The organism is Rhodococcus sp. MALMAid1271 (assembly GCF_049195265.1).
In the GTDB taxonomy this organism is placed as follows: domain Bacteria; phylum Actinomycetota; class Actinomycetes; order Mycobacteriales; family Mycobacteriaceae; genus Rhodococcoides.
Genome location: NZ_JBMIRQ010000052.1, coordinates 1 through 25,783 on the forward strand (window position 1 = coordinate 1; position 25,783 = coordinate 25,783).

Sequence of the window (25,783 nt, forward strand, 5' to 3'; positions counted from 1 at the left end):
GCTCGACGAACGCGATCCGAAACGCAACCGGAAACGTCCGGCCGCCAGTAGTGGTTCGTCCGATCTCGATGTCGATCACAAGCATCTCGATTCCCCACGCCCAGGCCAGGACGTGTCTCACGATCATCCTGGCAAAGAACGATAGACAGGGCGCGCACCGTGCAGCAGGGGTGTGAGGTTACTCAGCCTCGGGGCGGTCCGGCGAGCGCACCTCACGGTTCACGATCGCTGTCCATACGCGGCATCCCGCTCATTCGACTCGATACTGAACCCTGGGGTCCGGTGTCGCCTCGCCTCGGAATCAATCGCCGACACGGTTGCCGACCGACTAGGGCTCGGGTGGTGGGTCGGCTTCGAGGGCGGCACCTTTCTGGGCTGGTGGGACCTCGGCCGCAGTGACTCGACAGTCGACGCGCCCGTGAGCAGCGATCAGGCCGAGATCGGCTGGCGGGTGATGAGCCGACAATGGCGGAAAGGCCTGGCCACAGAAGGGGCATTGTTGCTGCTGGACCACGGATTCGGCACGCTTGGACTGCAACGGATCTGGGCCGAGACAATGGCAGTCAACTACCCGTCACGGGGCGTGATGAGCAAGATCGGAATGCGCCACGTGAGCACGCACGTCCGCGAGTGGCAGGACCCGTTGCCCGGCGCGGACCAAGGCGAGGTCCTGTACGAGATCACAGCGACGCAGTGGAGACACGGCAACCGGCCCGCGTTCGATGCGGTGCGGGGTTCATAGGCGGTGCGGGGTTCATAGGCCCAGCAACGTGCACCGCTCGGGTGGGGATTCGCTCGAGTTGTAGCAGTTCGGACTGGGCGCTATTGCCGGCTTCGATCGCGGGCCCGAGCACGCAACTGGCCGACTGCGAGGGCGATCAACGCGATCCCCAGCACGGTGAGGGGGACTTGGGCGCGGGGAGCGTCGATGTCGAGTACGACGATCTGCCACACCACCCAGCCGATGGTCACCAGCCCCGCACACACGACATACACCGCGGCCTCGGAGGCGTCGACGAGGACGGCAGCCACGCAGATCAACGGTCCGAGTCCGAGAAAGAACAGCACGAACAACCCGGAGATTCGGTAGTCCCAGGTATGCCAGGACGGAAGCATCCCGACATCCAAGCCCAACGACCGCCCGGAGGGGTCCGAGGTCAGCGACACCCCGTTGAACGTCCCGGCTGCACCCAACAGGATCAGCAGTGCCACCGTCGAGAACTTGTTCACGGTGGCGTCATGTTCGTCGTCCTTCGGTTGCGGTCGAACCCAGCGTAACCACGATTCTGCCAGAACAAGGCCGATCGGTCTTGTTCTATGTCCGAAGCCACGCGTCACGGCTGCGGTGGAGCCAGGTGACCGTCTACGAGCTCACGTATCTCCGCGGGCCGAGCGACATCCTCATGATGTCCGCCCACTCCCGCTTCAGACGGGGCTGAGTCGCGCTCGCAGCAAACAGAATTCGTTGCCCTCCGGATCTGCCAATACATGCCAGGACTCCTGGCCGGTCTGACCGATCTCCACTCGTCGCGCGCCGAGGCTGAGGAGTCGTTCGAGCTCCGCGGCCTGATCCCGATCGGTCGCACTCACGTCGATGTGCAGCCGAGGCTTCGCCTTCTCGGGGTTCTCGCTGGGACTGAGGATGATGGTCGGCTGGGTGCCGCCGAACCCGTCGCGCGCACCGATCTCCACCGAACCGTCGCCCTCCCTGTCCAATACGACGAAATCCAACACCTCACACCAGAACGTCGCCAGGGCCTCGGGATCACGACAATCGAGTACGAGCTCACTGATTCGGCATGCCATGAGCGCGAATGTACACCCGGGACAGCCTCGAAAAGGGTAGGGCTAGAATTCGCGACGCCGTGCCCGACCACCTTTGGAGTCACCACATGTCCAAGCTGAAGAGCGTCAGCGAATTCACCGGCAAGTGGTTTGCCCTGATCGTCGTTGCGGCCGGAGCCCTGGCCCTGATCACCCCCGACACGTTCAGCGGCGGCACACCGGCGGTGCCGTGGCTGCTCTCGATCATCATGCTGGGTATGGGAATGACGTTGCGGCTCTCCGACTTCGCCGTGGTCGCCCGTCGCCCCTTGGCACTTCTGCTCGGTGTGGCCGCCCAGTTCCTCGTAATGCCCCTCGTAGGACTGGGCATCGCCAATCTCCTCGGCCTCTCTGCCGCGCTCACTGCCGGAATGGTGTTGGTCGGCTCCGCACCGGGCGGCACCGCATCCAATGTGATGGTCTACCTGGCCAAAGGCGACACCGCACTGTCGGTGGCCATGACCTCGGTATCGACCTTGCTCGCACCGATACTCACGCCGTTGCTGGTGCTCTGGCTCGCCGGTGAGTACCTACCGGTCGACGCAGGAGGACTGTTCGTCTCGATCCTGCAGATAGTACTGGTGCCGATCGTGCTGGGAGTTGTTCTCCGACTGCTGTTTCCCCGAACCATCAATCGCATGCTCGACGCCCTTCCGCTGATCTCGGTCGCCGGCATCACCGCCGTCGTCGTGTTCGTCGTGGCTGCGAGCGCATCGACGCTGCTGTCCATCGGCGCTCTGATCGTCCTCGCCGTCGTGCTGCACAACTCGCTCGGACTCGCCATCGGCTACGGCATCGGCAAGGCATGCGGACTCGACGTTGCCAGCCGACGTGCGATCAGCATCGAAGTGGGAATGCAGAACTCCGGACTGGCCGCAGCGCTGGCGTCGGTGCACTTCAGCCCCGCGGCCGCGCTACCCGCAGCCATCTTCTCGGTGTGGCACAACGTGTCCGGGTCACTGCTGGCCAGCTACTGGTCGCGTCGCTCGACGATCAAGTGAAAATCGGGTGTAGCTGACCGCGCTCACCGCGGCTGACTGCACCCGATTTCGCCGCTGCCAGCCGCCGGCTCTGGGCGGCCGGTTCGGTAACCCTGCAGCAGATCGGCCCCGATCATCCTGGCCGTCTCGAGATCCTCGTCGGTCTCGATGCCCTCGAACACACACCTCGCATCGGTCCTTCGTGCGAACTCGAGCACCAGTTCGGCCAGGGCCGACTTCGCTCGATTGCCTTTCATATCGTGCACGACGAACGCATCCAGTTTGATCATCTCCGGCTCGAGCACCACGAGCTGCCGCGCACCGGCGTACGCAGAGCCCACATCGTCGACGGCTATGGACACCCCGCCGCGCCGGAGTTCGGCCAGCACATCGACCACGGCGTCCTCGTCGTCGAGGGCAGCATGCTCGGTGATCTCGATGACCAGTGGTCGACGCGCACCGAAGTCGATCAGCAGATCGACGAATGTCGAATCGTCCAACAGCGTTGCTGCGCTGAGATTCACCGCAACGAAGCGGCCCTGCGGCAGACGCGCGGATTCCTTCAATGCGTTGACGACGGCCGATCTGTCGAGAGCAGGGCCGAGGCCGCAGTGGGCTGCATCGGCGAACCATTCTTCGGTGTCGCCGCCACCGGGAGGAAAGCGAGACAGGGCCTCGTATCCTTCCACGGCACCGTCGTGCCCACGGACGATCGGTTGAAAGACGATACTCGGACCACCGCCGGCAATGACGGCCTCCACCCGCCGCCTCGAGCGCAACAGCGTCGAATGCAGCGGTGTCGAGGCACCCTTAGTCGACAACACGGTTCCGTAGTGCAATGACCGGACACAGTGCCGGCACGGCCACCGCGACAGAGCCCTCGGCGCGCTGCTCGACAGTCAGTCGAGCGAACATGTCGCCATGGGGACGTCGGCGAACCTGTCCATCAAGAACGTCGCAGCCTCACCGCCGTACCCGTCGATCAACTGCGGGCCGAAGTGGTTGGGTATCACAGCACCCTGCAGTATCGGAGGTAGCGGATTGGTGCGGAACTCGACCGAAGCGCCTCGTCCACACCAGTCCTGGGCCAATTGTCTGGCCTGATCGTACGGAACGGTGTCGTCGTTGAGACCGCTGGTGATCAGCACCGGTGCATTCGGAGTGCTGCGACCGATCCGCTGCGCATCGAGAATGGGTCCCGCCTGTGGGATGGTGGCCAGGTTCGCGAGCATCGACTGACCGTTCGATGTCAGTGTCTCGGTGCGTAGAAACGGATACTTCAGGATGGTGTCGCCGATGCACTGAGTCGACAGATCCGCGAGTACCGCCTTGCCGTGGTCGGTCAACCGCTCGTCCAGAAGAGGCAACAGGCTGGGGTCTCGCTCCACGAAACCGTTGAGCGCATAGCCGATCACGCCTCCGATCAACGTTCCGTCGACGGTCTTCAACACCTCGAGCAGATCCGCTGTTGGCGCTCCGGCCCAGGTGCCCTTGATATTCAGCCCGGGCGCATACTCCGACGCGAGTTCGGCTGCAGCGGCTGCGGCTCCGCCGCCCTGCGAGTAGCCCCAGATCCCGACCGGTGCGTCGGCGTCGCCGGCCAGTTCGTTCGCGGCGCGAGCACCGTCGAGAACCGCATGTGCCTGCTCGACGCGGTTGACGTAGGTATGAATTCCCGGTGTTCCCAGCCCGATGTAGTCGGTGACGAACACATTGGCCCCCATCGACCCCCACAGCGTCGAGGACAGCAGTTCCTGATTGAACGAGATCGACAGTGGTTGCGCCACAGCGTTGATCGTGGTGGGGAAGGCCCGTGAAGGCGCGCACTGATCGCCCTGTCCTACCGTGCCCGGTGCGACGACGATGGTCGGCCGTGGGCCGGCTCCGCGCCACGGCACCGCGGTCTCGATGAACGTTCCCGACACTCCCACCGGCGTATCGTCCTGTGTCCGTGAGGTGTACAGCACTCGCTGCGCCTGGACGGGATAGCCGCCGTCCGGGCCGGGGAGCGCGGCGAACAACGACATCGGCTGTGTCCGCAATACCGCGCCGGGGTCGTCGACGAGCTGGGCCGGAGGAATATAGAAATCGTCGACGGGATCCGCCTGCGCCGCCGAGGCTCCGAGCACGCTCGACGAGCATACGAGGACAGCGGTGGCGGCGACGCCGATCAAGGTGCGATACAGCTGCATTGGGATCCTTCTGCAGAGGGGATTAGAAAACGGAACCGACGTCGCGGGCGACTATGTTGTCCAGCGCACGCTCGGCCAGCGCAGCGATGGTCATCGACGGGTTGCAGGCCGCGGTGTTGCCGGGCATCAGGGCCCCGTCGAGAACGTAGAGACCGGGTTGGCCGTGTACGCGCCCGTCGAGATCGCACACCGGTCCCATGTTCGCCCCGCCCAGTGGGTGCCAGGTGGAGGGGAAAATCGCGTTGGTGTCGGTCAGGATGCTGCCCGGGCCCGCGATGCGGCGAACCGACGGGTCGATGGAACCGTTCTGGATGACCGAGTCTCCCTCGACCGGCCAATGCAACTGAGCGCAATCGCGCGCGGAGTCGTAAGAGAAATGCCCACGTCCGTCGCTGACGCCGTAGCCCACGATCATGGTGCTGCGAGCATCGAATCCCAACGACGGTATCGATGCCTGAATGACGGTGTGTGCAGTGCGTGGGTCGTCCCAGTTGAGGCTGCCGAACACCACCGGACCACCTTGGGGTGTACCGAATTCCTGCTCGAGACTCGACCACACGTAGATTCGATCGGCATTGGTGCCCCACCCTTGCCCCAGTTCGTCGGGCATATCGGGGATCGAACCGTTGGCTCCGGCTCGGACGAGCAGCTTCGTGGTGTTCAAGCTACCGGCCGCCATGATCAGTGCACCGGTGGTCAGGATCTTGTTCTCCAACACCGTTCCGTCGGAGTCGATCCTGTCGACGTGCACGGTCCATCGGCCGTCGTCGGCGCGTTCGATGCTCGTGACATTGTGTTGTGTCGCGACTGTGGCGAGTCCGGTCGCCTCGGCTGCCGCGATGTAGGTGACATCGACCGAATGCTTGCCGCCGTTGTTCACCCCGAATGCACCGGTACCGTCGGTGTACGACGGTTTCACCAGCCCGTGGATCTCGTCGAGGGCGTAGTTCCAGTCGATCGGCATCGGGATCTTCGATACGGGCAGACCCGCTCTACGTGCGTTGGCTGCGAACACTCGCGCCGCTCGGTAGTTGGGTGAATCGATCAGCTCGTCGGGGGCCAGCTCGAGCTGCAGCATCTGTGCCACTCGCGGGTAGTAGGTGCTGTGCAACGTCGGCCAGTCCAGACCGGCGGGGAAGAACTCCTCGAACACCGGCTGCGCGGGTTCCAACGTCATTCCCTGGTAGACCAGCGATCCACCGCCGACACCCGCGGCGCACAGTGCAGTCATGTTCTCGCCGGGAACCGCCTCGAGCAGGCCCACGTACGGATCGAACGGGACCGGCTTTCCGAACAGGTTGGGGCTAGAGCCGTACCACAGGACGCGCTTGTCCGGTGCCAGTGGATTGGGAAAGGTGTCGGAGTTCGGCCCTGAGGGCCAGCGACGTCCTCGCTCGAGCACCAGGACGGGAACGCCTGCACTGGCCAGGCGCAACGCCGCGACGCCACCGCCGAAGCCGGATCCGATGATGACCACGCGATGGTCCTCGCGGGTCAGTGGAATCTGCTTCCTTGCACCGGTGGCGGCCCGGGCCACGCCGGTACCCGATACCGCGGCGGCCAGACCGGCTGCTGCGGTGGCACCCAGAAACGAACGGCGACTGAAATTCGACAACTTTCCCCCCATGATTTCGGACCGCGCATCGAGACCCGGGTCACATACATGCGCGGTGCAAAACTAGACAGCACAGCGCAGAAGTGTCAAGTTTCAGCCGAACGGCAGGACCGGAACCAGCCAGCGTCGAAGATAACGACGAAGTCCGTCGTCCTCCTGAATGACAGGATCGTCGAAAAGGATCACCGCCAGCCCGTTCCGCACCAGCACCGCTTCGATACCGTCGAACAGGGACGAATCGAATCCCGGATTGCGTTCGATGTAGCCGTCGAGAAACTGACGCACCACCGGCACGGCCCGATCCATCATGTCCGAATCGAAGAGTGGGTTCGCGTTGTCCGAGCGCAACAACGAACTCAGAACCGGCTCACCGCGAATCAGGCTGCGAGCGGCGACAATCGTCTCGACGACGAACTCCGACGCAGTCTCGGTCTGATCGGCCTTGTCCCTGATCCCGCCGATGACGTCGACGACGAGCCCCACCATGGCCTCGGAGACCATGTCCTCGCGCGTGGTGAAGATCGAATACACCGTCTGCCGCGTCACCCCGGCAGAGCGAGCAGCGGCCGCGATGGTGACACTCTCGAAGCCGGACTCGGCAATCAACTCGAGCGTCGCATCCAGAATCTTGCGCTTCGACCGCATGGTCCGATTATGACCCCTCGGGGAAACGGGGCTCACGCACTACGCAGAGCACAGGCGTAGCCATCATCCGATGATGGGTCGCCGATCCTCGGTCATCTCGTCGAGTTCGGCCTGCATCACCACGTGCACCCGCGCGGCGAACTCCTCGACCGTCTCGTCGGCACCCGGACGCATAGGCTCCAATACCGAGGTCGTGAGTTTCGTGGGCAACGGCAGGTACGGCAGCATTCCGACCATACCGAGATTGAGACCCCAGGGAATCGACAACGACAACGGCAAGGTCTCGAGCCTGAACGCTCGGTCCAACCCGAGCGCCTTCGCCAAGCGCCTCCCACTGTCGAGTACCAGCAGGGACTCGCCCGCTCCTGCAGTGACCACGGGCACGATCGGCACCCCCGCCTCCACAGCCAACCGGGCAAAGCCCGTGCGCCCGTCGAAGAGGATTTCGTTGCGGTGCCTCCAGTCCTTGAGCGCATCGACATCGCCCCCGGGAAACACCAGTACGTTGGCGCCCTGCTCGAACGCATCGAGCGCCGTCTGCCTGCCCGCGAGCCGAGCGCCGAAGGGCTCGATCAATTTCTCGACATGCAGCGTCCACGCGATCTGGTGTGTCAGCGTGATCAACTCACGATCGACACCCAATTCGTCATACGCGGCGGCGAACGCGAACACGTTGAGATCGATGACGCCGCCGAACCCATGGTTGGCGACGAACAACACCGGGGTGTCCGGAACCGGCTGCGCCACCGACACTTCGAGTCGGTGATAGAAGCGCACGGCATCGACGCTCGCTGCTCGCAACGCCCGCGCGGCCCAGTGCACTGCCTACCGCCGATCCAGTTGCAGGTCGGCAACGGCACCGGCGATCGCGAAGCCCCCGGCGATCGCACAACCGGCCGTCCTCGTTCGTTGCGGCAGGTGCGCGGTGAGTGCGAATGCTGCGGTGTCCCACACATCGACCGCCACCCCCGCCCGCAGCAGCGGCCGCACCGCCGCCGGGGCATATCGATTTGCGGCAAAGAGCCCGCCGCCGATGTAGATCTCGCGAATTCCGAAGGTGCGCGCGGCAGCTCGGGTGGTTGCCACCGCGGCGTCGGGACCGGCGAGGAGTTCGTTGGCCCTGGTGGGGGCGATCATGTGGGCGATCCCGATCGCAGCGCGGCCCAGCCCGACGATGTCGGGAAGTCGCCGAACAAGTGTGTTGCCGATAGTCATGAGTGAATTCCTTGGTTGGTGGCGGCAACGCTGCCGCGAGCAAGCCGCCGGAGCAGGCCGACAGGTTTCTTGATACCGAAGGCCACGACGGTGGTGCGCCCGTCGCGGTGATTCCATTGCAGCAGGGCCGATCCCTGCTCCACCGACCCTTCGAGCACGGTCGGCTTCCCGTCGAGAGGAAGTGGTCCGACGACTTTGATCGACAATCCGAGGATCTCGGTCCAGAAGTAGTCGTCGGTGGGTGCACACGCGGGCTCGAGACCGAGCGCGGAGGCAGCAGCAACCTTTCCCTGAGCGACAGCATTGGACCAGAACGGGGCTCGACCGGGGCCGGTGCGAGAGTAGGCAACATCTCCGGCCGCAAAAACTCCGGAACATGCTGTCGCACAGCGTTCGTCGATAGCAACACCTCGATCGTCCGCGATACCGGCCCCGGCCAGCCATGCTGTTTCCGGCACATCGCCTGCGCAGGTGACCACCAGATCGGCCTCGAGTGTGCGGCCCGCGAACTCGACGCCGGTGACCGGGCTGCCCGACAGCGAAACCGGGCTCTCCGTCCGAACGAACCGGACCGACGCGTCCTCGGCACGCGCGGAGATCGCGTCGGACAGAAAAGAACCCAGCAGGCGCTTCAGCGGCGGGTCGACGTCGACGACGGTGACCTCGATACCGCGAGAGACGCAGGCACTGGCGACCTCCATGCCGAGGAAGCCTGCGCCGATGATGATGGCCGCCCGCGCCGCCTCCAGTTTCGGGCGTAGTGCCCGCACATCATCGAATGTCCGCAACACCGTCTCGCCCGCCTGATCCGGGCCGGCGAGGCGGCGTGCGGCCGCTCCGCTGGCCACGATCAACGAGTCGTAGGGAACGTGGGTGCCGCCGGCGGTGGATACCGTGCGCGTTTCGGTATCCACCGACACCGCGCGATCGCCGATCGTGGTGATGTCGAGATCAGAGAGATCCCACGTTTCGGCCGCTGCTGCTTCACCTTTGAGCACATGCTTCGACAACGGGGGCCGGGCGTAGCAACCGTCCGCGTCCGCACCGATCATGGTGAGCGGGCCACCGTGCCCGCGGGCACGCAGCTCACGGGCGGCGGTGCACCCCGCGATCGAATCTCCGACGATGACGATCCCTCGGCCCGAAGAGCTCACGCCTGTTCTCGCAGTGCCGCAACGGGGCACACGCCGACCGCAGACCGAGCCGCGGACGCCAGATCCTCGGGAATCTCCTTGCCCTCGAACGCGTAGTGCAATTCGCCTTCGTCATCGAGCTCGAACACCTTCGGTGCCTGCTCCGCGCAGATACCATGGCCCTCGCACCGATCCCAGTCGACGTCGACTCTCATCACTGTGTCCCTTCTGCCGCCACCAACTCCAGTGGCAATCGTTCGTATCGATGAATGATGTTGTTGACAGCCCGTTTCGGCGTTCCCGCAGGCACTATTCGGTCGACTCGACGCGCGAGCACCTGCAGCATGGTCTGCGCTTCCAGTCGTGCCAGACCTTGTCCCGCGCAGCCGTGCACGCCGGATCCGAAGCCCAGTTGGCGTGCAGCATCCCGGGTGATATCGAACTCGTCGGGACGATCCCACTCGCGCTCATCACGATTGGCCGACGCGTAGACGACCACGACGCGGGCACCTCGCGGCACTGTCGATCCGGCGATCTCGACATCACGCATTGCTCGACGCGAGAACGCCCTGATCGGCGACTCGTAGCGCACGACCTCGTTGACGGCATTGGGAATCAGGTCCGGGTTCTGCCGTACTGCCTGCCACTGGTCCGGGTGCCGAGCGAAAAGATCCAGGGCACCGGAGATCGCTCCGATAGTGGTGTCGAGCGAGGGACCGAGGTAGTCGACCATCAGCGCAGGGCACGCGGACTTGGCGATCTTGTTCTCGTCGGCGGCCTCGAGGACGTCGGCACCCATGCTCCCCGGAATGACCGATCGTTCTCTGACCACCCGCCTCGAGAACGACAACATTTCTGCGGCACCCCTCGCGGCTGTGATCGAGTGCCGATTGACGGGTCCGAGGGAGTCGAATGTCGCTCCGGCCCATCGAAGCAGATCCTCGCGGCCGTCCTCGGGCCACCCGACCAGATCCGGGACGATCGACATCGGCAACGCCGTCGCAAGATCGTCCACACCGTCGACCGATCGTTTGTGCAGCGCGGCATCGACGATGCTCTCCGCCTGCTCCTCGACCGCCTGCCTCATCTTTCGTACGGCCTTCGGGGTGAGTCGGTGGGCCAGCACCGAACGCTTGCTCGAGTGCTCCTCGCCGTCACTGTTGAGGGTCGTCCCACGGCCCAGCCGGTTGGCCACGGGATTGAGCGCGACTCCATCGCCGGAGATGAAGGTCTCGTCGTCGAGCAGCACCTGCTTGCACTCTGCGTAGCGCGAGATGGCGAACACCTGCTGTTTCGGGAGCCACACCACCGGGCCGAGCGCACGCAGTCGCGCGTAGTGCGGATACGGATCGAGGATCGCGTCGGTGGAGTAGATGTCGGTGGGATACCGCGGTATCGAAACAGTGGTTTTCATCAAGTCCTCGATGCAGCCCGTTGGGGGTGACGGTCTTCGAATAATGACGATATCGTCACCCATGACGCTGTCGACAGTCAAGGACATTGACGAAATCGTCATAATTTCGCGACTAGGCTTTCCCTCAACAAACCTCATCGAGTAGGAGCAGATCGTGGTCGAAGGCAGCCGTGTCGCGCGCCGGAAAGCACGCACAAGGGCCGCGCTGGTGCGAGCTGCACAGGGATTCCTGGCAACGGGAAACACCAACGCACCCGTCCTGGACATCACCCAGGCAGCCGACGTCAGCAACGGGTCCTTCTACAACTACTTCGACAGCAAGGAAGAGCTGTGGCAGGCGGCCATCGACTCCGCCCTGGAATCGGTGGGCGACTACCTCGACTCACTGACCGTCGATCTGCACGACCCGGTCGAGAAATTCACCCAGTCGTTTCGACTTTCCGGACGCCTGTTCCGGCTCGAGCCGGAACTGAGCAGGGTGTTACTCAACTCCGAAGCCGCCGCAGTCGCCGCAGATGGGGGCCTCGCACCACGTTCGCGCCGCGACATCGAATCGGCAACAGCCCAGGGCAAATTCGATGTCGAGGACGCCGATCTCGCGCTCGCCTTGGTGGCCGGCGCCCTGCTGTCCATGGGCCGACTGCTTCTGGAGCAACCCGACCGCGACGAGGAATCGACAGTCGACCGCACCACCCAGCGAGTTCTACGCGCCCTCGGAGTATCCGCCGACGAGGCCGAAACCCTCTGCAGCCGAGAGCTTCCTACCTCGTACACCGGCGGGGTGCAGGCCGCGCTCGATCTCACCACGAACCCGGACGGCGCACCCCACTGAAGAAGGTCGAGGAGCGAACGTAGGCGCTACCGACCGGTGACATCCAAGGCAGCGCCAACGATCGAATCCGTGTCGATGTGATGATGCCTGTACACCTCGTCCAACGATCCCACCTGACCGAATGTACTGACGCCCAACGACGTCGATGCCACTCGGTTGACGCCCGCCAGGAACGCCAAGGTATGGGGATGACCGTCGAGCACGGTCACCATCGGTGTCGCCCGATCTGCAGGCAACAGCTGATCGAGAATCCACGATTCGGCGTCCCCGTGACCACGGCGCGCCTGCACGGCCCGATAGAGTTGGCCGGGGCTGGTGATGCACAGAACATCCGCCACGACGCCGATCTGCTCCAAACGTGCTGACGCGTCCAGAGCTTCGGGCATCAGCGCACCCATCGCCGCGATCGTCACGGTGGCACCGTCACGCCGAACGAGCGGGTAACCGCCTGCCACCACCTGCCGACGCCTGCGTTCACGCGCCGCCGGATCGCTGGGCACGTCGGCGAGCGTCTGATCGACCGGACGCGTCGACAGGCGCAGGTACGCCGAGGTGCCGTCGGGGCGGCCCAGCTTGGCGATACTCGCCAGCAAGGTCCATTCGACGTCGATGGCGAACGCCGGCTCGTAGGAGATGCATCCCGGCTGCTCCAGACCGATCGACGGAGTCTTGATCGACTGATGCGCACCGCCTTCCGCGGCCAGGGTGACACCCGACGGCGTACCGACGAGGATCGACTGACCACCGGCATAGATGCCGTACGACCACGGCTCGAGGGCACGTTCGAGGAACGGGTCGTACATCACCCCGATCGGGAACAGCGGCTCACCCCACCGACTCCACGTCGCACCCAGCTCGCCCATCAGCCCGACGAGATTGGTCTCGGCGATACCGAGTTCCATGTGCTGCCCGGAAGGGCCCTCACGCCAATGCATGATGGTTTCGGCATCGTCACCGAACCAATCGTGCCGCGCCGAGGACGACCACACTCCGACCTTGTTGACCCAGCCACCGAGGTTGGTGGTGGAGCTGACATCGGGGCTGACCGTGACAACGCGTCGAGCAGCATCGGGTGCCTCACGGGTGAGGTCGAGCAGCGTGCGACCGAGCGCGGCCTGCGTCGTGGCCGTGCCCTTCGGAGTACGGCCGATATCAGTGGGGACTGCGGGCGGCGTCGCCGAGGGCACCGGCTCACGGCGGAGACGTTCGGCGGTGTCGGCGCACAGCCGACCGGCCGCGGTGCCCTCGCCGAATCGACCCCACGGTGAAGCAGCGTCCATGCCGAGAGTCTCTGCAAGAGAGCGATATTCATCGACTGTCAGCAGCGACGAGTGGTTCTGAGGATGCCCCTGGGTGGGGAGCCCGAACCCCTTGACCGTGTAGGCGATGACGACGGTGGGACGAGTATCGTCGATCTGCGCGTACGCCTCACGCAATGCGTCGAGATCGTGACCACCGAGGTTGCGAATCGCCTCGGTGAGCATCACGTCGTCGAGATCGCCGATGAGTTCGGCGATCGCTTCAACATCGGAACCCTTGCCGGGCAATCGATCACGTAACTCGGTCGCCGAACAACGCAGCAGCCTCTGATACTCGGGATTGGGCATGTCGAGGATACGTCGACGAAGGGCGTCACCACCGCTACGTGCGAACAGGTTCTCCAGCAGCCTTCCGAACCTGACGGTGATGACCTGCCAGCCTGCCGCGTCGAACATCTTCTCCAGACGCCGCGCCGCGATGTTCGGTACCACTCGGTCGAGCGACTGACGATTGAGGTCGACGATCCAGACGATTTCGCCCAGTTCGCCGATGCCGGGATCGATGACGGCCTCCCAGACGGCTCCTTCGTCCAACTCGGCGTCGCCGACGAGCGAATACTGCCGGCCGCGAAACCCACTCGGGGTGTCTTCGGAAAATGCCGAGTCGACGAAACGACGCGATATCGCACCCCAGATAGGAGCCGTCGCACCGATGCCCACCGACCCCGTCGAATAGTCGACTGCATCGGGATCTTTGGCACGCGAGGGATAGGACTGCAGACCGCCGTACGAGCGCAGCGTCGTCAGATACTTCTCGTCCAGCTCACCGAGCAGGTAATTGATGGCGTGCAGCACCGGCGACGCATGCGGTTTGACCGACACGCGGTCTGCTGCGGTCAACTGCTCGAACCACAGCGACGTCATGATCGTGACCATCGAGGCGCAGGACGCCTGGTGCCCACCGACCTTCAACCCCGTCGGATTGGGGCGGATTCGATTGGCGTGGTGAATCATCGACGTCGAGAGCCACAGCACGCGTTCGGAGATCTCGTGCAGGGTTTCGCGCCCACCGGCGGCCGAATCGTCTGCGGTCGAACTGAGACTGGTCATGGCCGAAGACTCCTGAAGTTGGCGACGAAAGGGCACATCGAGCGGACGAGACAGGACCGGATGTGGCCCCGTCACCCCCTCAGGCGAGCGTTCGGATTGCGAAGCGCCGAGTCGGTCGCGGCTGGGAACGCGGCCGGTTCCAGTCGACCAGAGGCTCACCTGCTGCGCAACAGTGACCGATCGGATTGTGCACCCTGCACACATTGCACACCCATTCGGTGATCGCTTCTTGTCGTCCTGATCATTCGGATCGATCGCTTCGGCGGGAAGCGGACTCGACCACCGCCTCGAACGCGTCGACGATCAACGCCACCAGGGCGTCCAATTCGACATCCGGTGACTCGAAGAAGGCCTCCGCGGTGCGATCGAGAAACCCCGTCCACCCGGAGATCGCAGCACCGACGAGCGCGGGCCTGCCGAAGCGCGCTCTCGACCCCAGCCTCGCCGAACTCCTCCTCGCGGACCACGCGCAGGTACAGCGCACGGTGGTCTCGCAGAAACTCGATATGCCGTAGAACGAAGCCCTCGAGCCGAGTCCGTACGGTCTGCTCCTCGGGCTGCGGCCCCTGAGCCTGGGCCAACTTGCCCAGCACATGAGCCGATCGAGACGACTGCACCCGAACGTCCCCGGATCGACCGAACTGCGGGCCGACATCGCGGCGGCGATACCTCTCGTCCGGCCCGACGGCCATGTCGCCTGGCGCGCCACTGATTCCGATGCGCAGCAACGCAACTCGCTGTCGTGCTTCCTACACACGCAATGGGGTAGCTACTACACCGCGACGGCCTGAGACCCGCTCGATCGCAACCTCGTTCCCACAGTCGATACCGCGACTATTGCGGCCGCGAGGACGGCAGTCCACCCGACAGGGGCGTCGGTCAGCTCGCCGGACAAACGTCCCTGTGCCAGCCACCCCAGCCCCCACACGATCGACAGCGTCGGAGCGATCGCGCCGCTCGAATACCGGACCAACAACACTCCGACTGCCGCTGCCACAACCAGCACGACGACCGCCCAGACCCTCGCACCGTCGGTGATTCCCAGGCTCACCAACCACGCCGAGATATTCGCGATGGTGGCCACACACACCCACCCCAGATAGAGACCCATGGTGCCGTCGGTGATCACCGCATCGGCGAGACCCTCCGGTGTGCGCTGCTGCAACAGCACGAACACACGGACAAGAACGGCGAGCAACGCGACGATGACCACCACACTGAGCCACACCTGCCCGAGCTGAATCGCGAGAATCCACGCCGCATTGAGCAGCATCGACGCGACGATCGGCGCGCGCAACGCGTCATGCCGCGCAGTTCGGCCCGGCAGGAACTGCCAGACGGCGTAGACGATCAGGCCCGTGTAGATCACCGACCAGATGGAAAACGCCGGGCCCGCGGGTGCCACCAACGTCGAGGTAGCGCTCAATGCCCCGCCTGCGGCCTCGGCAATGGGTGTCCCGATCCACGCTCCCGAACCCAGAAACGACACGACCACGGCCGCCACGGCACTGACCATTACCACTGTCTTCATGGGTGGACAGATCCCCGGAATGATTCGGGCGCAAACCGGCGAGAGCTCGATTCTGGTAAACACACGTTGTGCACATCTCCGCTCGCTCACTGTCTGCTGCTGCCCTCTGCTGCGTCGTGGCGGCCGCCGGAGTGGGCTGCAGTTCCACACCGGAGTCCGCGCCGACGCCATCCCAGACATCCACCCCACCGGCTCCTCGGTACGACCTGACGGGGACGCCCGGCACCGTTCTCGAATCCGAGGACTTCGGCGAGCGATCCACCGAACTCGCCGATACCGATGCCACGCTGTACCAAGTGGTCTACGAATCGACATCGGGTGTCGACAATTCCCCCACCGCGGTATCGGGTGTGGTCGCCGTACCGGCGGGCACACCGCCGGAAGGGGGTTGGCCGATCGTCGTCTACGGGCACGGCACCACCGGAGTGCAGGCCGATTGCGGCCCCACCCTGTATCCGGATCTGCTCGGCTACCAATTCGCGGTGGAGGACTTCACCGCACTCGGTTACGTGACCGTGTTGCCCGACTACCAAGGTCTGGGCACCGGCGGTGGCACCCACCCGTATCTCGAGCCACGCACCTCCGGCCACAACATGATCGACGCCGCCCGCGCCGCCCACAACGCGATACCCGACACGTCCACGCGCTGGGCTGCCGTCGGCCTCTCGCAGGGCGGCCAAGCAGCATGGGCTGCAAACGAACTCGCCGCATCCTACGGCCAAGGCTTGGATCTGGTGGCGTCGGTGTCGCTGTCTCCACCGACAGATCTCACGCCCCTGGTTCGGTCCGGGATGGACGGAACACTGACCAGGCCGCAGAAAGAACTGTTGCCGTACCTGCTCTACGGCGCACAGCAGGTGGACCCGACGGTCGATCCGAAGGACTACAGCGGCAGCGTCGCCGAGGCCAACAGCGAACTCCTGCTCACCTGCCAAGGCGGAGACACCGACGCCAAGGAGAGCGCAGTACAGGCGATGGCCCCTGACGAGTTCGCCGCCGCCTCCGAGGAAGCAGAGAAGAAGCTGCTCGACCTCGTCGGACGCTACACACTCCCGCAGGTGCCGACCCAGTTCCCGATGTTCGTGGCCTACGGTGCGCAGGACGACATCGTGCTACCGCAGTGGACTGCCGCCGGCGTCGAAAGGGCTTGTGCTCTGGGAGATTCGATCGTCGCTCAAGAGCAGCCCGAACAGGGCCACGATGTCAGCGACAAGGCCGCCATGGAATTTCTCGCGGCCGAGTTCGCCGGCCAATCGGTGCCGAGCACATGCTGATGGGCGGCTCCGATTCGACGCGGATCACCGAATACATCCATGACGGTCTGGTGTTCGACGTCATCGACCAGGGACCTCTCGACGGCCCGGTTGTGGTGCTGCTGCACGGCTTTCCCGAACGGGCGGCGTCGTGGTCGGCGGTGATGTCCATACTCAACGAGGCCGGATACCGCACTGTCGCACCGGACCAGCGCGGCTACTCGCCGCGGGCCCGGCCCAGGCGTCGGTGGGACTACCGCGTCGGCGCATTGGTGGGTGACGTCGTCGCCCTGATCGACACCATCGGCCGCCCGGTCCATCTGGCCGGGCACGACTGGGGAGCGATGGTCGCCTGGGTCACCGCGGGCCGGCACCCGGAGCTGGTGTCCTCACTGACTGCGTTCTCGGTTCCGCATCCTGGTGCCATGATGACGGCTCTGCTCGGCTCGAAGCAGATTCTGCACTCCTGGTACTTCGCGTTCTTCCAGTTGCCGATACTGCCCGAGAAATGGATGACACGACCGGGACACAACGCCGAAAGATGGTACGAGAAGAGCGGAATGACCCAATCCGAGCTGGAAACTACGCAGGCGGACATAATCGACTACGGGGCACTGCCTTTCGCGGTCACCTGGTATCGAGGAATACCGTTCTCGAGCCCCGGCATCGGACGCCTGCGCATCACCGTGCCGACCTCGATGGTCTGGAGCGACGGTGACACTTTCATCGGCCGGTCAGCCGTCGAGCGGACCCAACGGTACGTCGACGCGACATACACGATGACGGTGCTGCCCGGCGTCTCGCACTGGATCCCGACACATGGACCGGACGCGGCTGCCGCCGCCGTGCGGTCGAGTGCCTCCCATGACGCTTGATCCCGCCGCTGCCGTCGGCATGCTCACCGAACTGGTCACTCAGCGCACTGTCTCCGGCGACCCGAAGCCCCAGCGCTCGGCGATGGACGCCGTCGTATCCGTGCTGAACGCGCGCACGGCCGCAATCACCGTCGACGGGGATCGAGACGGCCCGCATCCGTGGCTGTTGATCACCAATGACGCCCACCCGAAAGCGCAGCGGCTGATGTTCGCCTGCCACGTCGATACCGTTCCAGCGGGCGATCTTTCGAATTGGCAGTTCGATCCGTTCGCCGCCGATGTGGAGAACGGCGTGTTGCGTGGCCGGGGTACATCCGATATGAAGGCGGGCCTGGTGGCGGCAACGGCCGCTGTGCTCGACGCATTCGAAGGCGGTGTTCCCGCGGCACTGTTGCTCACCAGCGACGAGGAGATCGGCTCGCTCGGAGCTCTCGCCGCGCGGCACGCCGTCACCGAGTGCTCGGTGGGCGCGGTCGTGGTACCCGAAGCAACAGGCAACCGAGTACACCTGGGGCATCGCGGTGCACTGTGGCTCGATATCACCACCAAAGGCGTTGCTGCACATGGCAGTACGCCCCACCGCGGCGAAAGTGCCATCATGAAGCTCGTCGACGTCCTGGCACGAGCGCGTGACGAGCTCCCTGTGGCGACCGACGCATTCCTGGGCACCGAGACGTTCAATGTGGGTTTGATCGACGGCGGGTCCGCCCCCAACATCGTTCCCGATACCGCGCACGTCGTCGTCGATCATCGAACTGTCGGCGACGGCTCGGAACTGCTGTCGTGGTGGCGCGAGCAACCCGAGGTCGATCGGGTCGACGCTCGAATCGACCTGCCGGGAGTCCGGACCGACGGCGGCAATATCTGGATCTCCGAATTGCCGCATTCCGTTGCGCGCGAGCCGGTCACTTATTTCACCGACGCCTCGATCATCGCTGCAGCCGCTCCGGGCGCACCGATCGTCGTATGGGGCCCGGGCACACCGGCCCTGATGCACGCCGCAGACGAGACAGTGGCTATCGACGAGCTCGATGCAGCGATCGCCGCCTACAGTGCGGTGACTCGGGCCTGGCCGACAGTCGATTGACGGATCACCAACTCCGGCTGCAAAGCGATGTGTGCGGTGCCGGTCTCGTCACTGTTCATCGCCTGATCCAGCAGCCGAGTGGCCTCCGCCGCGATACGCTCCTGCGGCTGACGGATGGTGGTCAACGGCGGATTGCTCAACGCCGAAAACGGAATATCGTCGAATCCGGTCACCATGACATCGGCCGGAACCGACAGCCCGAGCGCCTGACAACTCTGCAGGACACCGAGCGCGATCAGGTCGTCTGCGCACACCACCGCATCGGGTCGTGACGTGGCCTCGAGTATCGACCGGGACGACTCGCGTCCCCAGTCGATCGAGTAGTCACCCAACAGCGTCCACTCGTCTCGGGTCTCGATACCGACCCGCTGTGCATGCCGAAAGAACCCAGCTCGCCGCAACTCTGTCGACGAGTTCGTCAACTCGGAGCTGATGAAGGCAGCACTCCGAACTCCCAGCGCAACGAGGTGATCCATCAGCAGGGCCTGCGCGGCGTCGTCGTCGACGCCGACCCAGTCGGTGTGGGTGTCGAGCGCGAAGCGGTCGAGCTGAACGACAGGAATGGCACGCGCGGACGTGCGCACGGCCTCGGCGGACCGCTCGCCGTGGCACGGGCTGATGATGATGCCGTCGACCTGACGCGATACCAGACTGCGCAGCCGTTGTGCTTCGACGTCCGGATCGGATCGAGAATCGCAGAGGAACAACTGCAGTCCACGCTGCGAGAGGACGTGTTCGACGTTGACGACGAGCGAGGTGAAGAACGGGTTGGCGATGCTCGGCACCACCATCCCGATGGTGTCGGTCCTGTTGCGGCGCAGAGAGCTAGCGATGATGTTGCCCGAATAGCCGAGCTCCTCGGCTGCCTGCCGGATGGTCGCGGCGACGTCCTCCGAGACTGGACGTGAGCCCGAGAGCGCCCTGGACACTGTGGCCGTCGAAACGCCCGCGCGCTCCGCAACGTCGCGAATGGTTGCTTTACGCATCCGACTCCTACTCTCACTGTGGACCCGAGGCTATCGAACCGTTCGGTCGCTTGCGGCGCTGTTTACACAATAGAGGTAATCGTTTACATAAACGAATTGAGAATTCCTTGACACGGACCGGTGTCGATCCCTTACGGTGCATACATACAAGGCAATCGATTACATCGCCTGTCGCCGAGGTCTACACCCGAGGAGCCCCCTACGTGAGCACGTCCCCGTCGGACCGAAACCCAGCCCCCTCGCTGGGTGTCTTTCCGAGCAAGCCGTCGGCACTGGCCGAGATGTTCGCCTCGACACCGGCGCTCATCGGTGCCATCCACCTGCCCGCACTGCCTGGCAGCCCGCACTACAAGGGCCGGCCGGTCGACGAGATCTCCGAGTTCGCCCTGGCCGAGGCACACGCCTACATCGACAACGGGTTCGATGGCGTGATCGTCGAGAACCATTGGGACATACCCTTTCTCAAGCCGGGCGAACACGGTTACGAAACCGCGGCCAGCATGGGTGTCGTGACTGCCGCCGTCGTCGGCGATTTCGGCAGCCGCGTCGGCGTGAGCATCCTGTCCAATGCCGGTGAATGCGGCGTGGCCGCAGCGTGGGCGGCAGGCGCAAGCTTCGTCCGGGTCAACCAGTGGGCCAACGCCTACATCGCCAACGAGGGATTCATCGAGGGCCAGGCCGCCAGAACCACGCGCTTCCGGCACCGTATCGGTGCCGACCCCGTCAAGATCTTCGCGGATGTGCACGTCAAACACGGTGCGCACGCGATCGTGGCAGACCGCACCATCGCAGAACAGACCGAGGACGCCGAGTTCTTCGACGCCGATGTCCTCATCGCCACCGGTTCACGCACGGGCGACGCCGCCTCCGTGGACGAGGTCTCGGTGATCAAGAACAACACCACGCTCCCCGTCATCATCGGATCCGGCATCACCGCCGCCAACGTGGGCGAGCTGATGAAGGAATGCGACGGGGCCATCATCGCCTCCTCGGTGAAGGACAACGCCCGCTGGTGGGGTCGCGTCGCAGGCGAGAAGGTCCGCGCCGTCGCCACCGCCGCAGGGAAGTAGCAGATGATCGTCTTCTTCGGCTACGCCAACAACGATGTGACGGTTCACGTTCCCCATGTACCGGTACTCGGAGAGCGGGTGCAGGCAACCGCCATCGACGCCATCGACGGCGGCATGACCGCAAACGCCGCGGTCGCTGCAGCCCGCATGGGTGCCCGCGTCGCCTTCGCCGGCGCAGTCGGCCCCGATGCCAGGTCCAGCGAATTCCTCGCCGGCCTCGAACGCGACGGAGTCGATACCAGCTGGTCACCGCGCGATGCATTTCTCTCCACCGCAGTCGTTCTCATCGCCGACGGTGGCGACCGTTCGATCATCAGCCAGGACGATCCCAACGACACTCGACGCCTGGCCTCCGTCCTGACCACGCTCTCCGCCGACGGCGGACGGCTGTTCGTCGACGGCTACCGAGCGGCGATGCTCCCACCCGAGCTACCCGACAATGTCAGCCTGGCCATCGACCTCGACGGATGCGACGATCGCGATGCCGCATTGCATGCCTTCGCCCTCGCCGATCACGTCATCGTCGGACGCAGCCTGTGGCAGAACAGCTTCGGCATAGACGCCGAACGGTGGTCGACGCTGACCGCCCAGTACGACACCCACCTCGTCGTCACCGACGGCGAACACGGGTGGACGCTGGTGACACCCTCGGGTGAGACGATCACCGAACCCGCTGTACCGGTCGACGTCGTCGACGCCGTCGGCGCCGGAGACTGCTTCTGCGGCACCTACATCGCCTTCATCGACGCAGGCGAACCCCCGGCTCGGGCAGCCCGACTCGCCGGAGTCTCGGCAGCTCTGGCCTGCGCGACCGCCGGACCACGCGGATGCCCCAGCATCACCGAACTGAACAATTTCACCGCCACCCCCGCCACTGTCGACCTTCAGGAGATCCGATGATCAAACGCGCACTCCCCCTCGTTCTCGGTGCAGCACTCGCCCTCACCCTCACGTCCTGCGACTCCGCCTCCACCAGCGACACCACGGGCGGCACCGACTCGGCCGCGTCCTCCATTCCCGGGCCCTCTCGGGTCGCTGACACGTGCGAGGGCAAGACCGGCAGCCTCAAGGTCGGCCTGGTGACGATCAATCTGCAGGCACTGTTCTTCAACCAGATCAACAGCGCTGCACAGAGGGTGGCCGACGAAGCCGGCGTCGACCTCCAGATCATCAGCGGCAACGACGATTCCGTCACGCAGGCCAATGCCTTCGACAACCTCATCGCCTCCGATGTCGACGCCATCATCGTCGCCGCGATCGACACCGACGGCATCAAGCCCTCCGTCGCCAAGGCCGCCGCGGCCGGAATCCCGGTGGTGGCCGTCGATGCCATCGTCGATGCACCTGGTATCTCTACCCAGGTGGGCACTGCGAACGCCGAGGGAGGTGCTCAGATCGGCGACAAGCTGGCCGAGCTCGCGAACGACACCGGGACCGTCGGCATCGTCAGTGCGCTCAACAGCACCATCCAGCTCGAACGCCAGAAAGGCTTCACCGACACCGTCACCGCCGCCGGCATGACCGTGGGAACCGTGGTCGACGGCCGCAACATTCAGGAAAACGCGCAGACCGCAGCGGAGAACCTACTCACCGGCAACCCGGACATGGAGTACGTCTATGCCACCGGCGAACCCGCGCTGATCGGCCTGGTCGCCGCAGTGAACAGCCAGAACGCACAGGACCGAATCAAGGCCGTCGGCTGGGACCTGTCGGATCAGGCCGTCGCTGCACTGCAGGCCGGTTGGCTCGAAGGCGTCGTACAGCAGAACACCTTCGAGTTCGGATACGAAGCAATGAACTCCGCCATCGACCTGAGCTGCGGAGGCACCGTGCCCGCAGACATTCCGGTCCCGACGCAGATAGTCACCCCAGCCAACGTGGGCGACTACATGTACTACCTGGAGAAGTAGCTCTATGGCACAACATGATCCGACCACACCACTGATCGAACTATCGGGAATCACCAAATCGTACGGCCCGGTGAAATCGTTGCAGGGAGTCGATCTTCGGCTCTCCCGCGGCGAAGTACTCGGAGTCGTCGGAGACAACGGCGCCGGCAAGTCGACGCTCATGAAAATCCTTGCCGGCGCCGTTCAACACGACGGTGGTGAGATGCGAGTCAACGGACAACCGGTTCGCTTCTCGACGCCACTGGATGCACAACAGCAGAAGATCGGGATCGTCTATCAGGACCTGGCGTTGTGCGACACCCTCGACGTCGCGAGCAACCTGTTTCTCGGACGGGAACCTCGCAAAGGACCGTTCCTGGACCGTCACGGCATGCACGAACGCGCCGCGAAGATCCTCGCGGACCTGCACGTGAAGGTGAAGTCCACGTACCAGGAGATCGGACAACTCTCGGGCGGACAGCGGCAGACGGTCGCCATAGCCCGCGCCGTGTCGTTCCGGCCCGACGTGTTGATCCTCGACGAACCGACCGCCGCACTGGCCGTCGCCGAAGTGGAATCAGTGCTCAAACTGATCACGGACGTTGCCGCCCAGGGCGTCGGCGTCATTCTGGTGACGCACCGCCTGCAGGATCTGTTCCGAGTCTGCGACCGCATCACCGTCATGTACGAGGGGCAGAGCGTGGACGACGAACCGATCGGGGATCTGAACATCGAGTCGCTCGTCGGCTTGATCACTCGCACTCCGGTTCCCCAGCGTTCACCGTCCACGACGGAAGGCCGACCATGATCACTGTCGACAAGACCGCCCAGCCGAGCGTCACGAAACTCGCTGCGCGGCCCTCACTGTGGCAGCAAACCAACAAGCCGACGCTGGCCATGCTGGCAGTCACGGTGGCGGTCGCCATCGTCTTCTCGGTCACGACGTCGTCGTTCCTGACGTTCACCAACATTTCCAACCTCGCGACGCAGATCGCACCGGTCCTGATCATCGCCGTCGCGATGACGTTCGTGATCACCACCGGCCAGATCGACCTCTCCGTCGGTGCAACAGTCGCCTTCGTCGCCGCAATGAGCGCCGAACTCATCTCTGCCGGCGTCGACTCCTCGGTCGTTTTCGTCGCAGCACCGCTGATGGGCGCGGCATGGGGACTGGTCAACGGTTGGCTCGCGGCGTATCAAGGTATTCCGCCGTTCATCGTCACCCTCGCCACGCTGTCCATCATCCGCGGCATCGCGCTGTATCGAACCGAAGGCTTCTCTGTTCCCATTCCCCCGAGCACTGCCTTCGCGAAACTCGGGACCGCATCCTGGCTGGGATTCTCGGCGAGTGCTTGGGTTGCGCTCGCCGTGGTGATCATCGGCGCAGTCACTCTGGGCCGCACCCGTTTCGGCCGCTACGTCACCGGCATCGGCTCCAACGTCGAGTCCGTTCGACGCTCCGGTGTCAACACCCGCCGAGTGCTGATGATGACGCTGGTGTTCACCGGTCTGGCTGCCGGTATCGCCGGCCTGCTCATCGCCGCGCGGCTCGGATCCGGCTCCGCCAACTCCGCCAACGGTTTCGAACTCACCGTCATCACAGCGGTTGTACTCGGCGGCACCAACCTGTTCGGCGGGCGGGGCACTGTGATCGGTACTGTGATCGGTGCCGTACTCACCGGCATCATCGCCAACGGACTGACCCTGCTGGGTGTCAGCCCCTTCCTGACCCCCATCATCACCGGAATCGTTCTGCTCGTGGCCATCTGGATCAACATGCGTGGGCAGTCGCTGGCGTCGCTGTTCAAGCACCTACAGAACGCACCGGGTAGACAGTGATAGTCCAGACGGTCACCGGATCGGTCGATTCCAGCGAACTGGGGCTGGTTCTGCCGCACGAGCATCTGCACAACGATGCCTCGGTGGCCTACTCCGAATCGCCCGATCCTACGGTGGCGCAGCTACTCTCCGGACCGATCTCGGCCCAGCACGCCTGGCTTCTGCACGACAACCCGTATCACAGCGCAGACAACTGCCGAGTGGACGACGCGGTGGCCGTACTGTCCGACCTGAAAGCGTTCGCCGACAACGGTGGCTCGACGATCGTCGATCTGACACCGCCGGGCATCGGGCGTCGACCCGAGATCTTGGAACGGTACTCCCGCGAATCGGGCGTCCGAGTCGTCATGGGCTCGGGATGGTATCTCGAGCCCACACACCCCGCCGAGGTCGCATCTCTCGGCGTCGACGATCTCGCGTCGGGGCTGATCGCCGAGTTCACCTGCGATGACGGACCGAGACCCGGCGTGATCGGAGAGATCGGGGTCTCGCCCTCGTTCACCACCGCCGAGGCGAAGGCGCTGCGCGCCGCATGCGTCGCCCAACGAGAGGTCGATGTACCCCTGTTCGTTCACCTTCCCGGCTGGCAACGGCGTGGGCACGAGGTGCTCGACATCGTCATAGACGAGATGGGTGTCGAGCCGAGTGCCGTGGTGCTCTGCCACATGGACCCGTCGGGCAATGATCCCGATTACCAATGCGCACTGGGTGATCGCGGGGTGTACCTGGAATTCGACATGATCGGCATGCCCTTCGAGTTCCCCGGCGAGGGGCAGTCTCCCTCGCCCGCCGACACCGCTCTTGCGGTCGCCGGTCTCATCGGCGGAGGTTACCGGCAACAGCTACTCCTCAGTCACGACCTGTTCCTCAAATCGATGCTCCGCGCGTTCGGCGGCAACGGTTTGGCCTACGTACCGGTCTCGTTCGCGGCACGACTGGTGCGCAGCGGAATTGATCCACAGCACGTCTCCTCGCTCATGCGAGACAACCCCAGGTCGCTCTTCGAGAGCGCCGGAAAAGGATAGAGAACCACC

General features: G+C 64.5%; 28 protein-coding genes. 14 read left to right on the forward strand and 14 right to left on the reverse strand.

Annotation, left to right across the window (positions count from 1 at the left end; genetic code table 11):
* Positions 1-172: 172 nt before the first annotated feature.
* On the forward strand, positions 173-742 hold the full coding sequence (locus tag ACOQFP_RS04770) for a GNAT family N-acetyltransferase (RefSeq protein ID WP_421583637.1): 570 nt from the start codon (positions 173-175) through the stop codon (positions 740-742).
* A gap of 80 nt (positions 743-822) precedes the next feature.
* Here the strand turns inward: ACOQFP_RS04770 and ACOQFP_RS04775 are convergent, their stop codons facing one another.
* Both ACOQFP_RS04775 and ACOQFP_RS04780 read right to left on the reverse strand, forming a co-directional pair.
* Complete coding sequence (locus ACOQFP_RS04775; protein ID WP_421583638.1) at positions 823-1,230, reverse strand: hypothetical protein; 408 nt, start codon at positions 1,228-1,230, stop codon at positions 823-825.
* 195 nt (positions 1,231-1,425) lie between these two features.
* On the reverse strand, positions 1,426-1,806 hold the full coding sequence (locus tag ACOQFP_RS04780; protein ID WP_206489580.1) for a VOC family protein: 381 nt from the start codon (positions 1,804-1,806) through the stop codon (positions 1,426-1,428).
* A gap of 86 nt (positions 1,807-1,892) precedes the next feature.
* Between ACOQFP_RS04780 and ACOQFP_RS04785 the strand changes: the two genes are divergently transcribed.
* On the forward strand, positions 1,893-2,825 hold the full coding sequence (locus ACOQFP_RS04785; protein ID WP_341243696.1) for a bile acid:sodium symporter family protein: 933 nt from the start codon (positions 1,893-1,895) through the stop codon (positions 2,823-2,825).
* A 23-nt stretch (positions 2,826-2,848) separates the two neighbouring features.
* Here the strand turns inward: ACOQFP_RS04785 and ACOQFP_RS04790 are convergent, their stop codons facing one another.
* From ACOQFP_RS04790 to ACOQFP_RS04830, 9 genes are all read right to left on the reverse strand, one after another.
* A complete protein-coding gene (locus ACOQFP_RS04790) occupies positions 2,849-3,628 on the reverse strand; it encodes an EAL domain-containing protein (protein ID WP_341243697.1) in 780 nt (259 codons plus the stop codon).
* Positions 3,629-3,703: 75 nt separating this feature from the next.
* The gene (locus ACOQFP_RS04795) at positions 3,704-4,996 is read right to left on the reverse strand and encodes a lipase family protein (RefSeq protein ID WP_421583639.1); all 1,293 of its coding nucleotides are present in this window, start codon (positions 4,994-4,996) and stop codon (positions 3,704-3,706) included.
* A 22-nt stretch (positions 4,997-5,018) separates the two neighbouring features.
* Positions 5,019-6,611, reverse strand: coding sequence for a GMC oxidoreductase (locus ACOQFP_RS04800; RefSeq protein WP_421583640.1), 1,593 nt, complete (start codon positions 6,609-6,611; stop codon positions 5,019-5,021).
* Positions 6,612-6,704: 93 nt separating this feature from the next.
* Complete coding sequence (locus ACOQFP_RS04805) at positions 6,705-7,256, reverse strand: TetR/AcrR family transcriptional regulator (RefSeq protein ID WP_421583641.1); 552 nt, start codon at positions 7,254-7,256, stop codon at positions 6,705-6,707.
* A 63-nt stretch (positions 7,257-7,319) separates the two neighbouring features.
* Entirely contained in the window at positions 7,320-8,078 is a 759-nt protein-coding gene (locus ACOQFP_RS04810) for a 1-acyl-sn-glycerol-3-phosphate acyltransferase (protein ID WP_421583642.1), read from the reverse strand.
* Positions 8,079-8,081: 3 nt separating this feature from the next.
* Positions 8,082-8,471 carry a hypothetical protein gene (locus ACOQFP_RS04815; RefSeq protein WP_421583643.1) on the reverse strand — a complete coding sequence of 130 codons (390 nt, stop codon included), beginning with the start codon at positions 8,469-8,471 and terminating at the stop codon, positions 8,082-8,084.
* Positions 8,468-9,625 carry an NAD(P)/FAD-dependent oxidoreductase gene (locus ACOQFP_RS04820; protein WP_421583644.1) on the reverse strand — a complete coding sequence of 386 codons (1,158 nt, stop codon included), beginning with the start codon at positions 9,623-9,625 and terminating at the stop codon, positions 8,468-8,470. Before ACOQFP_RS04820 ends, ACOQFP_RS04815 begins: the two co-directional genes overlap by 4 nt.
* A complete protein-coding gene (locus ACOQFP_RS04825; protein ID WP_421583645.1) occupies positions 9,622-9,819 on the reverse strand; it encodes a ferredoxin in 198 nt (65 codons plus the stop codon). The genes ACOQFP_RS04820 and ACOQFP_RS04825 overlap by 4 nt, the downstream gene beginning before the upstream one ends.
* A complete protein-coding gene (locus ACOQFP_RS04830; RefSeq protein WP_421583646.1) occupies positions 9,819-11,018 on the reverse strand; it encodes a cytochrome P450 in 1,200 nt (399 codons plus the stop codon). Before ACOQFP_RS04830 ends, ACOQFP_RS04825 begins: the two co-directional genes overlap by 1 nt.
* A 154-nt stretch (positions 11,019-11,172) precedes the next feature.
* On the opposite strand from ACOQFP_RS04830, the gene ACOQFP_RS04835 reads away from it, so the two are divergent.
* Complete coding sequence (locus ACOQFP_RS04835; RefSeq protein ID WP_421583647.1) at positions 11,173-11,850, forward strand: TetR/AcrR family transcriptional regulator; 678 nt, start codon at positions 11,173-11,175, stop codon at positions 11,848-11,850.
* A 26-nt stretch (positions 11,851-11,876) separates the two neighbouring features.
* Here ACOQFP_RS04835 and ACOQFP_RS04840 read toward each other — a convergent pair whose 3' ends face one another.
* A complete protein-coding gene (locus ACOQFP_RS04840) occupies positions 11,877-14,219 on the reverse strand; it encodes a transketolase-like TK C-terminal-containing protein (protein ID WP_421583648.1) in 2,343 nt (780 codons plus the stop codon).
* Positions 14,220-14,437: 218 nt separating this feature from the next.
* On the opposite strand from ACOQFP_RS04840, the gene ACOQFP_RS04845 reads away from it, so the two are divergent.
* On the forward strand, positions 14,438-14,734 hold the full coding sequence (locus tag ACOQFP_RS04845; RefSeq protein WP_421583649.1) for a hypothetical protein: 297 nt from the start codon (positions 14,438-14,440) through the stop codon (positions 14,732-14,734).
* 78 nt (positions 14,735-14,812) lie between these two features.
* Positions 14,813-15,010 (forward strand): hypothetical protein, encoded by a 198-nt coding sequence (locus ACOQFP_RS04850; RefSeq protein ID WP_421583650.1) that lies wholly within the window; start codon positions 14,813-14,815, stop codon positions 15,008-15,010.
* Here ACOQFP_RS04850 and ACOQFP_RS04855 read toward each other — a convergent pair.
* Entirely contained in the window at positions 14,992-15,750 is a 759-nt protein-coding gene (locus ACOQFP_RS04855) for a tryptophan-rich sensory protein (RefSeq protein ID WP_421583651.1), read from the reverse strand. The genes ACOQFP_RS04850 and ACOQFP_RS04855 overlap by 19 nt on opposite strands.
* 68 nt (positions 15,751-15,818) lie before the next feature.
* On the opposite strand from ACOQFP_RS04855, the gene ACOQFP_RS04860 reads away from it, so the two are divergent.
* Genes ACOQFP_RS04860 through ACOQFP_RS04870 form a run of 3 tightly spaced genes read left to right on the forward strand, consistent with a single transcriptional unit; the run spans position 15,819 to position 18,965 of the window.
* A complete protein-coding gene (locus ACOQFP_RS04860) occupies positions 15,819-17,024 on the forward strand; it encodes an alpha/beta hydrolase (RefSeq protein WP_421583652.1) in 1,206 nt (401 codons plus the stop codon).
* Complete coding sequence (locus ACOQFP_RS04865; protein ID WP_421583653.1) at positions 17,024-17,878, forward strand: alpha/beta fold hydrolase; 855 nt, start codon at positions 17,024-17,026, stop codon at positions 17,876-17,878. The genes ACOQFP_RS04860 and ACOQFP_RS04865 overlap by 1 nt, the downstream gene beginning before the upstream one ends.
* Entirely contained in the window at positions 17,868-18,965 is a 1,098-nt protein-coding gene (locus tag ACOQFP_RS04870; protein WP_421583654.1) for a M20 family metallopeptidase, read from the forward strand. The genes ACOQFP_RS04865 and ACOQFP_RS04870 overlap by 11 nt, the downstream gene beginning before the upstream one ends.
* Here the strand turns inward: ACOQFP_RS04870 and ACOQFP_RS04875 are convergent.
* Entirely contained in the window at positions 18,926-19,951 is a 1,026-nt protein-coding gene (locus tag ACOQFP_RS04875; RefSeq protein ID WP_421583655.1) for a LacI family DNA-binding transcriptional regulator, read from the reverse strand. The genes ACOQFP_RS04870 and ACOQFP_RS04875 overlap by 40 nt on opposite strands.
* A 203-nt stretch (positions 19,952-20,154) precedes the next feature.
* Between ACOQFP_RS04875 and ACOQFP_RS04880 the strand changes: the two genes are divergently transcribed.
* The 6 genes from ACOQFP_RS04880 to ACOQFP_RS04905 are packed head-to-tail and all read left to right on the forward strand — an operon-like array spanning position 20,155 to position 25,774.
* On the forward strand, positions 20,155-21,021 hold the full coding sequence (locus tag ACOQFP_RS04880; RefSeq protein ID WP_307830778.1) for a BtpA/SgcQ family protein: 867 nt from the start codon (positions 20,155-20,157) through the stop codon (positions 21,019-21,021).
* Positions 21,022-21,024: 3 nt separating this feature from the next.
* Entirely contained in the window at positions 21,025-21,921 is an 897-nt protein-coding gene (locus ACOQFP_RS04885; RefSeq protein ID WP_206489562.1) for a carbohydrate kinase family protein, read from the forward strand.
* On the forward strand, positions 21,918-22,931 hold the full coding sequence (locus ACOQFP_RS04890) for a substrate-binding domain-containing protein (protein WP_206489561.1): 1,014 nt from the start codon (positions 21,918-21,920) through the stop codon (positions 22,929-22,931). Before ACOQFP_RS04885 ends, ACOQFP_RS04890 begins: the two co-directional genes overlap by 4 nt.
* A 4-nt stretch (positions 22,932-22,935) precedes the next feature.
* Entirely contained in the window at positions 22,936-23,718 is a 783-nt protein-coding gene (locus tag ACOQFP_RS04895) for an ATP-binding cassette domain-containing protein (protein ID WP_206489560.1), read from the forward strand.
* Complete coding sequence (locus ACOQFP_RS04900; protein ID WP_206489559.1) at positions 23,715-24,749, forward strand: ABC transporter permease; 1,035 nt, start codon at positions 23,715-23,717, stop codon at positions 24,747-24,749. The genes ACOQFP_RS04895 and ACOQFP_RS04900 overlap by 4 nt, the downstream gene beginning before the upstream one ends.
* Positions 24,746-25,774, forward strand: coding sequence for a phosphotriesterase family protein (locus ACOQFP_RS04905; protein WP_421583656.1), 1,029 nt, complete (start codon positions 24,746-24,748; stop codon positions 25,772-25,774). The genes ACOQFP_RS04900 and ACOQFP_RS04905 overlap by 4 nt, the downstream gene beginning before the upstream one ends.
* Positions 25,775-25,783: the final 9 nt, after the last annotated feature.

What these genes read in the sequence shown, in the direction of transcription:
- ACOQFP_RS04830 (WP_421583646.1), bottom strand. Translation starts at nt 11,018, where the DNA reads ATGAAAACCACTGTTTCGATACCGCGGTATCCCACCGACATCTACTCC.
- ACOQFP_RS04870 (WP_421583654.1), top strand. Translation starts at nt 17,868, where the DNA reads ATGACGCTTGATCCCGCCGCTGCCGTCGGCATGCTCACCGAACTGGTC.
- ACOQFP_RS04780 (WP_206489580.1), bottom strand. Translation starts at nt 1,806, where the DNA reads ATGGCATGCCGAATCAGTGAGCTCGTACTCGATTGTCGTGATCCCGAG.
- ACOQFP_RS04885 (WP_206489562.1), top strand. Translation starts at nt 21,025, where the DNA reads ATGATCGTCTTCTTCGGCTACGCCAACAACGATGTGACGGTTCACGTT.
- ACOQFP_RS04890 (WP_206489561.1), top strand. Translation starts at nt 21,918, where the DNA reads ATGATCAAACGCGCACTCCCCCTCGTTCTCGGTGCAGCACTCGCCCTC.
- ACOQFP_RS04875 (WP_421583655.1), bottom strand. Translation starts at nt 19,951, where the DNA reads ATGCGTAAAGCAACCATTCGCGACGTTGCGGAGCGCGCGGGCGTTTCG.
- ACOQFP_RS04840 (WP_421583648.1), bottom strand. Translation starts at nt 14,219, where the DNA reads ATGACCAGTCTCAGTTCGACCGCAGACGATTCGGCCGCCGGTGGGCGC.
- ACOQFP_RS04865 (WP_421583653.1), top strand. Translation starts at nt 17,024, where the DNA reads ATGGGCGGCTCCGATTCGACGCGGATCACCGAATACATCCATGACGGT.
- ACOQFP_RS04815 (WP_421583643.1), bottom strand. Translation starts at nt 8,471, where the DNA reads ATGACTATCGGCAACACACTTGTTCGGCGACTTCCCGACATCGTCGGG.
- ACOQFP_RS04825 (WP_421583645.1), bottom strand. Translation starts at nt 9,819, where the DNA reads ATGAGAGTCGACGTCGACTGGGATCGGTGCGAGGGCCATGGTATCTGC.
- ACOQFP_RS04855 (WP_421583651.1), bottom strand. Translation starts at nt 15,750, where the DNA reads ATGAAGACAGTGGTAATGGTCAGTGCCGTGGCGGCCGTGGTCGTGTCG.
- ACOQFP_RS04895 (WP_206489560.1), top strand. Translation starts at nt 22,936, where the DNA reads ATGGCACAACATGATCCGACCACACCACTGATCGAACTATCGGGAATC.
- ACOQFP_RS04795 (WP_421583639.1), bottom strand. Translation starts at nt 4,996, where the DNA reads ATGCAGCTGTATCGCACCTTGATCGGCGTCGCCGCCACCGCTGTCCTC.
- ACOQFP_RS04805 (WP_421583641.1), bottom strand. Translation starts at nt 7,256, where the DNA reads ATGCGGTCGAAGCGCAAGATTCTGGATGCGACGCTCGAGTTGATTGCC.
- ACOQFP_RS04785 (WP_341243696.1), top strand. Translation starts at nt 1,893, where the DNA reads ATGTCCAAGCTGAAGAGCGTCAGCGAATTCACCGGCAAGTGGTTTGCC.
- ACOQFP_RS04850 (WP_421583650.1), top strand. Translation starts at nt 14,813, where the DNA reads ATGAGCCGATCGAGACGACTGCACCCGAACGTCCCCGGATCGACCGAA.
- ACOQFP_RS04900 (WP_206489559.1), top strand. Translation starts at nt 23,715, where the DNA reads ATGATCACTGTCGACAAGACCGCCCAGCCGAGCGTCACGAAACTCGCT.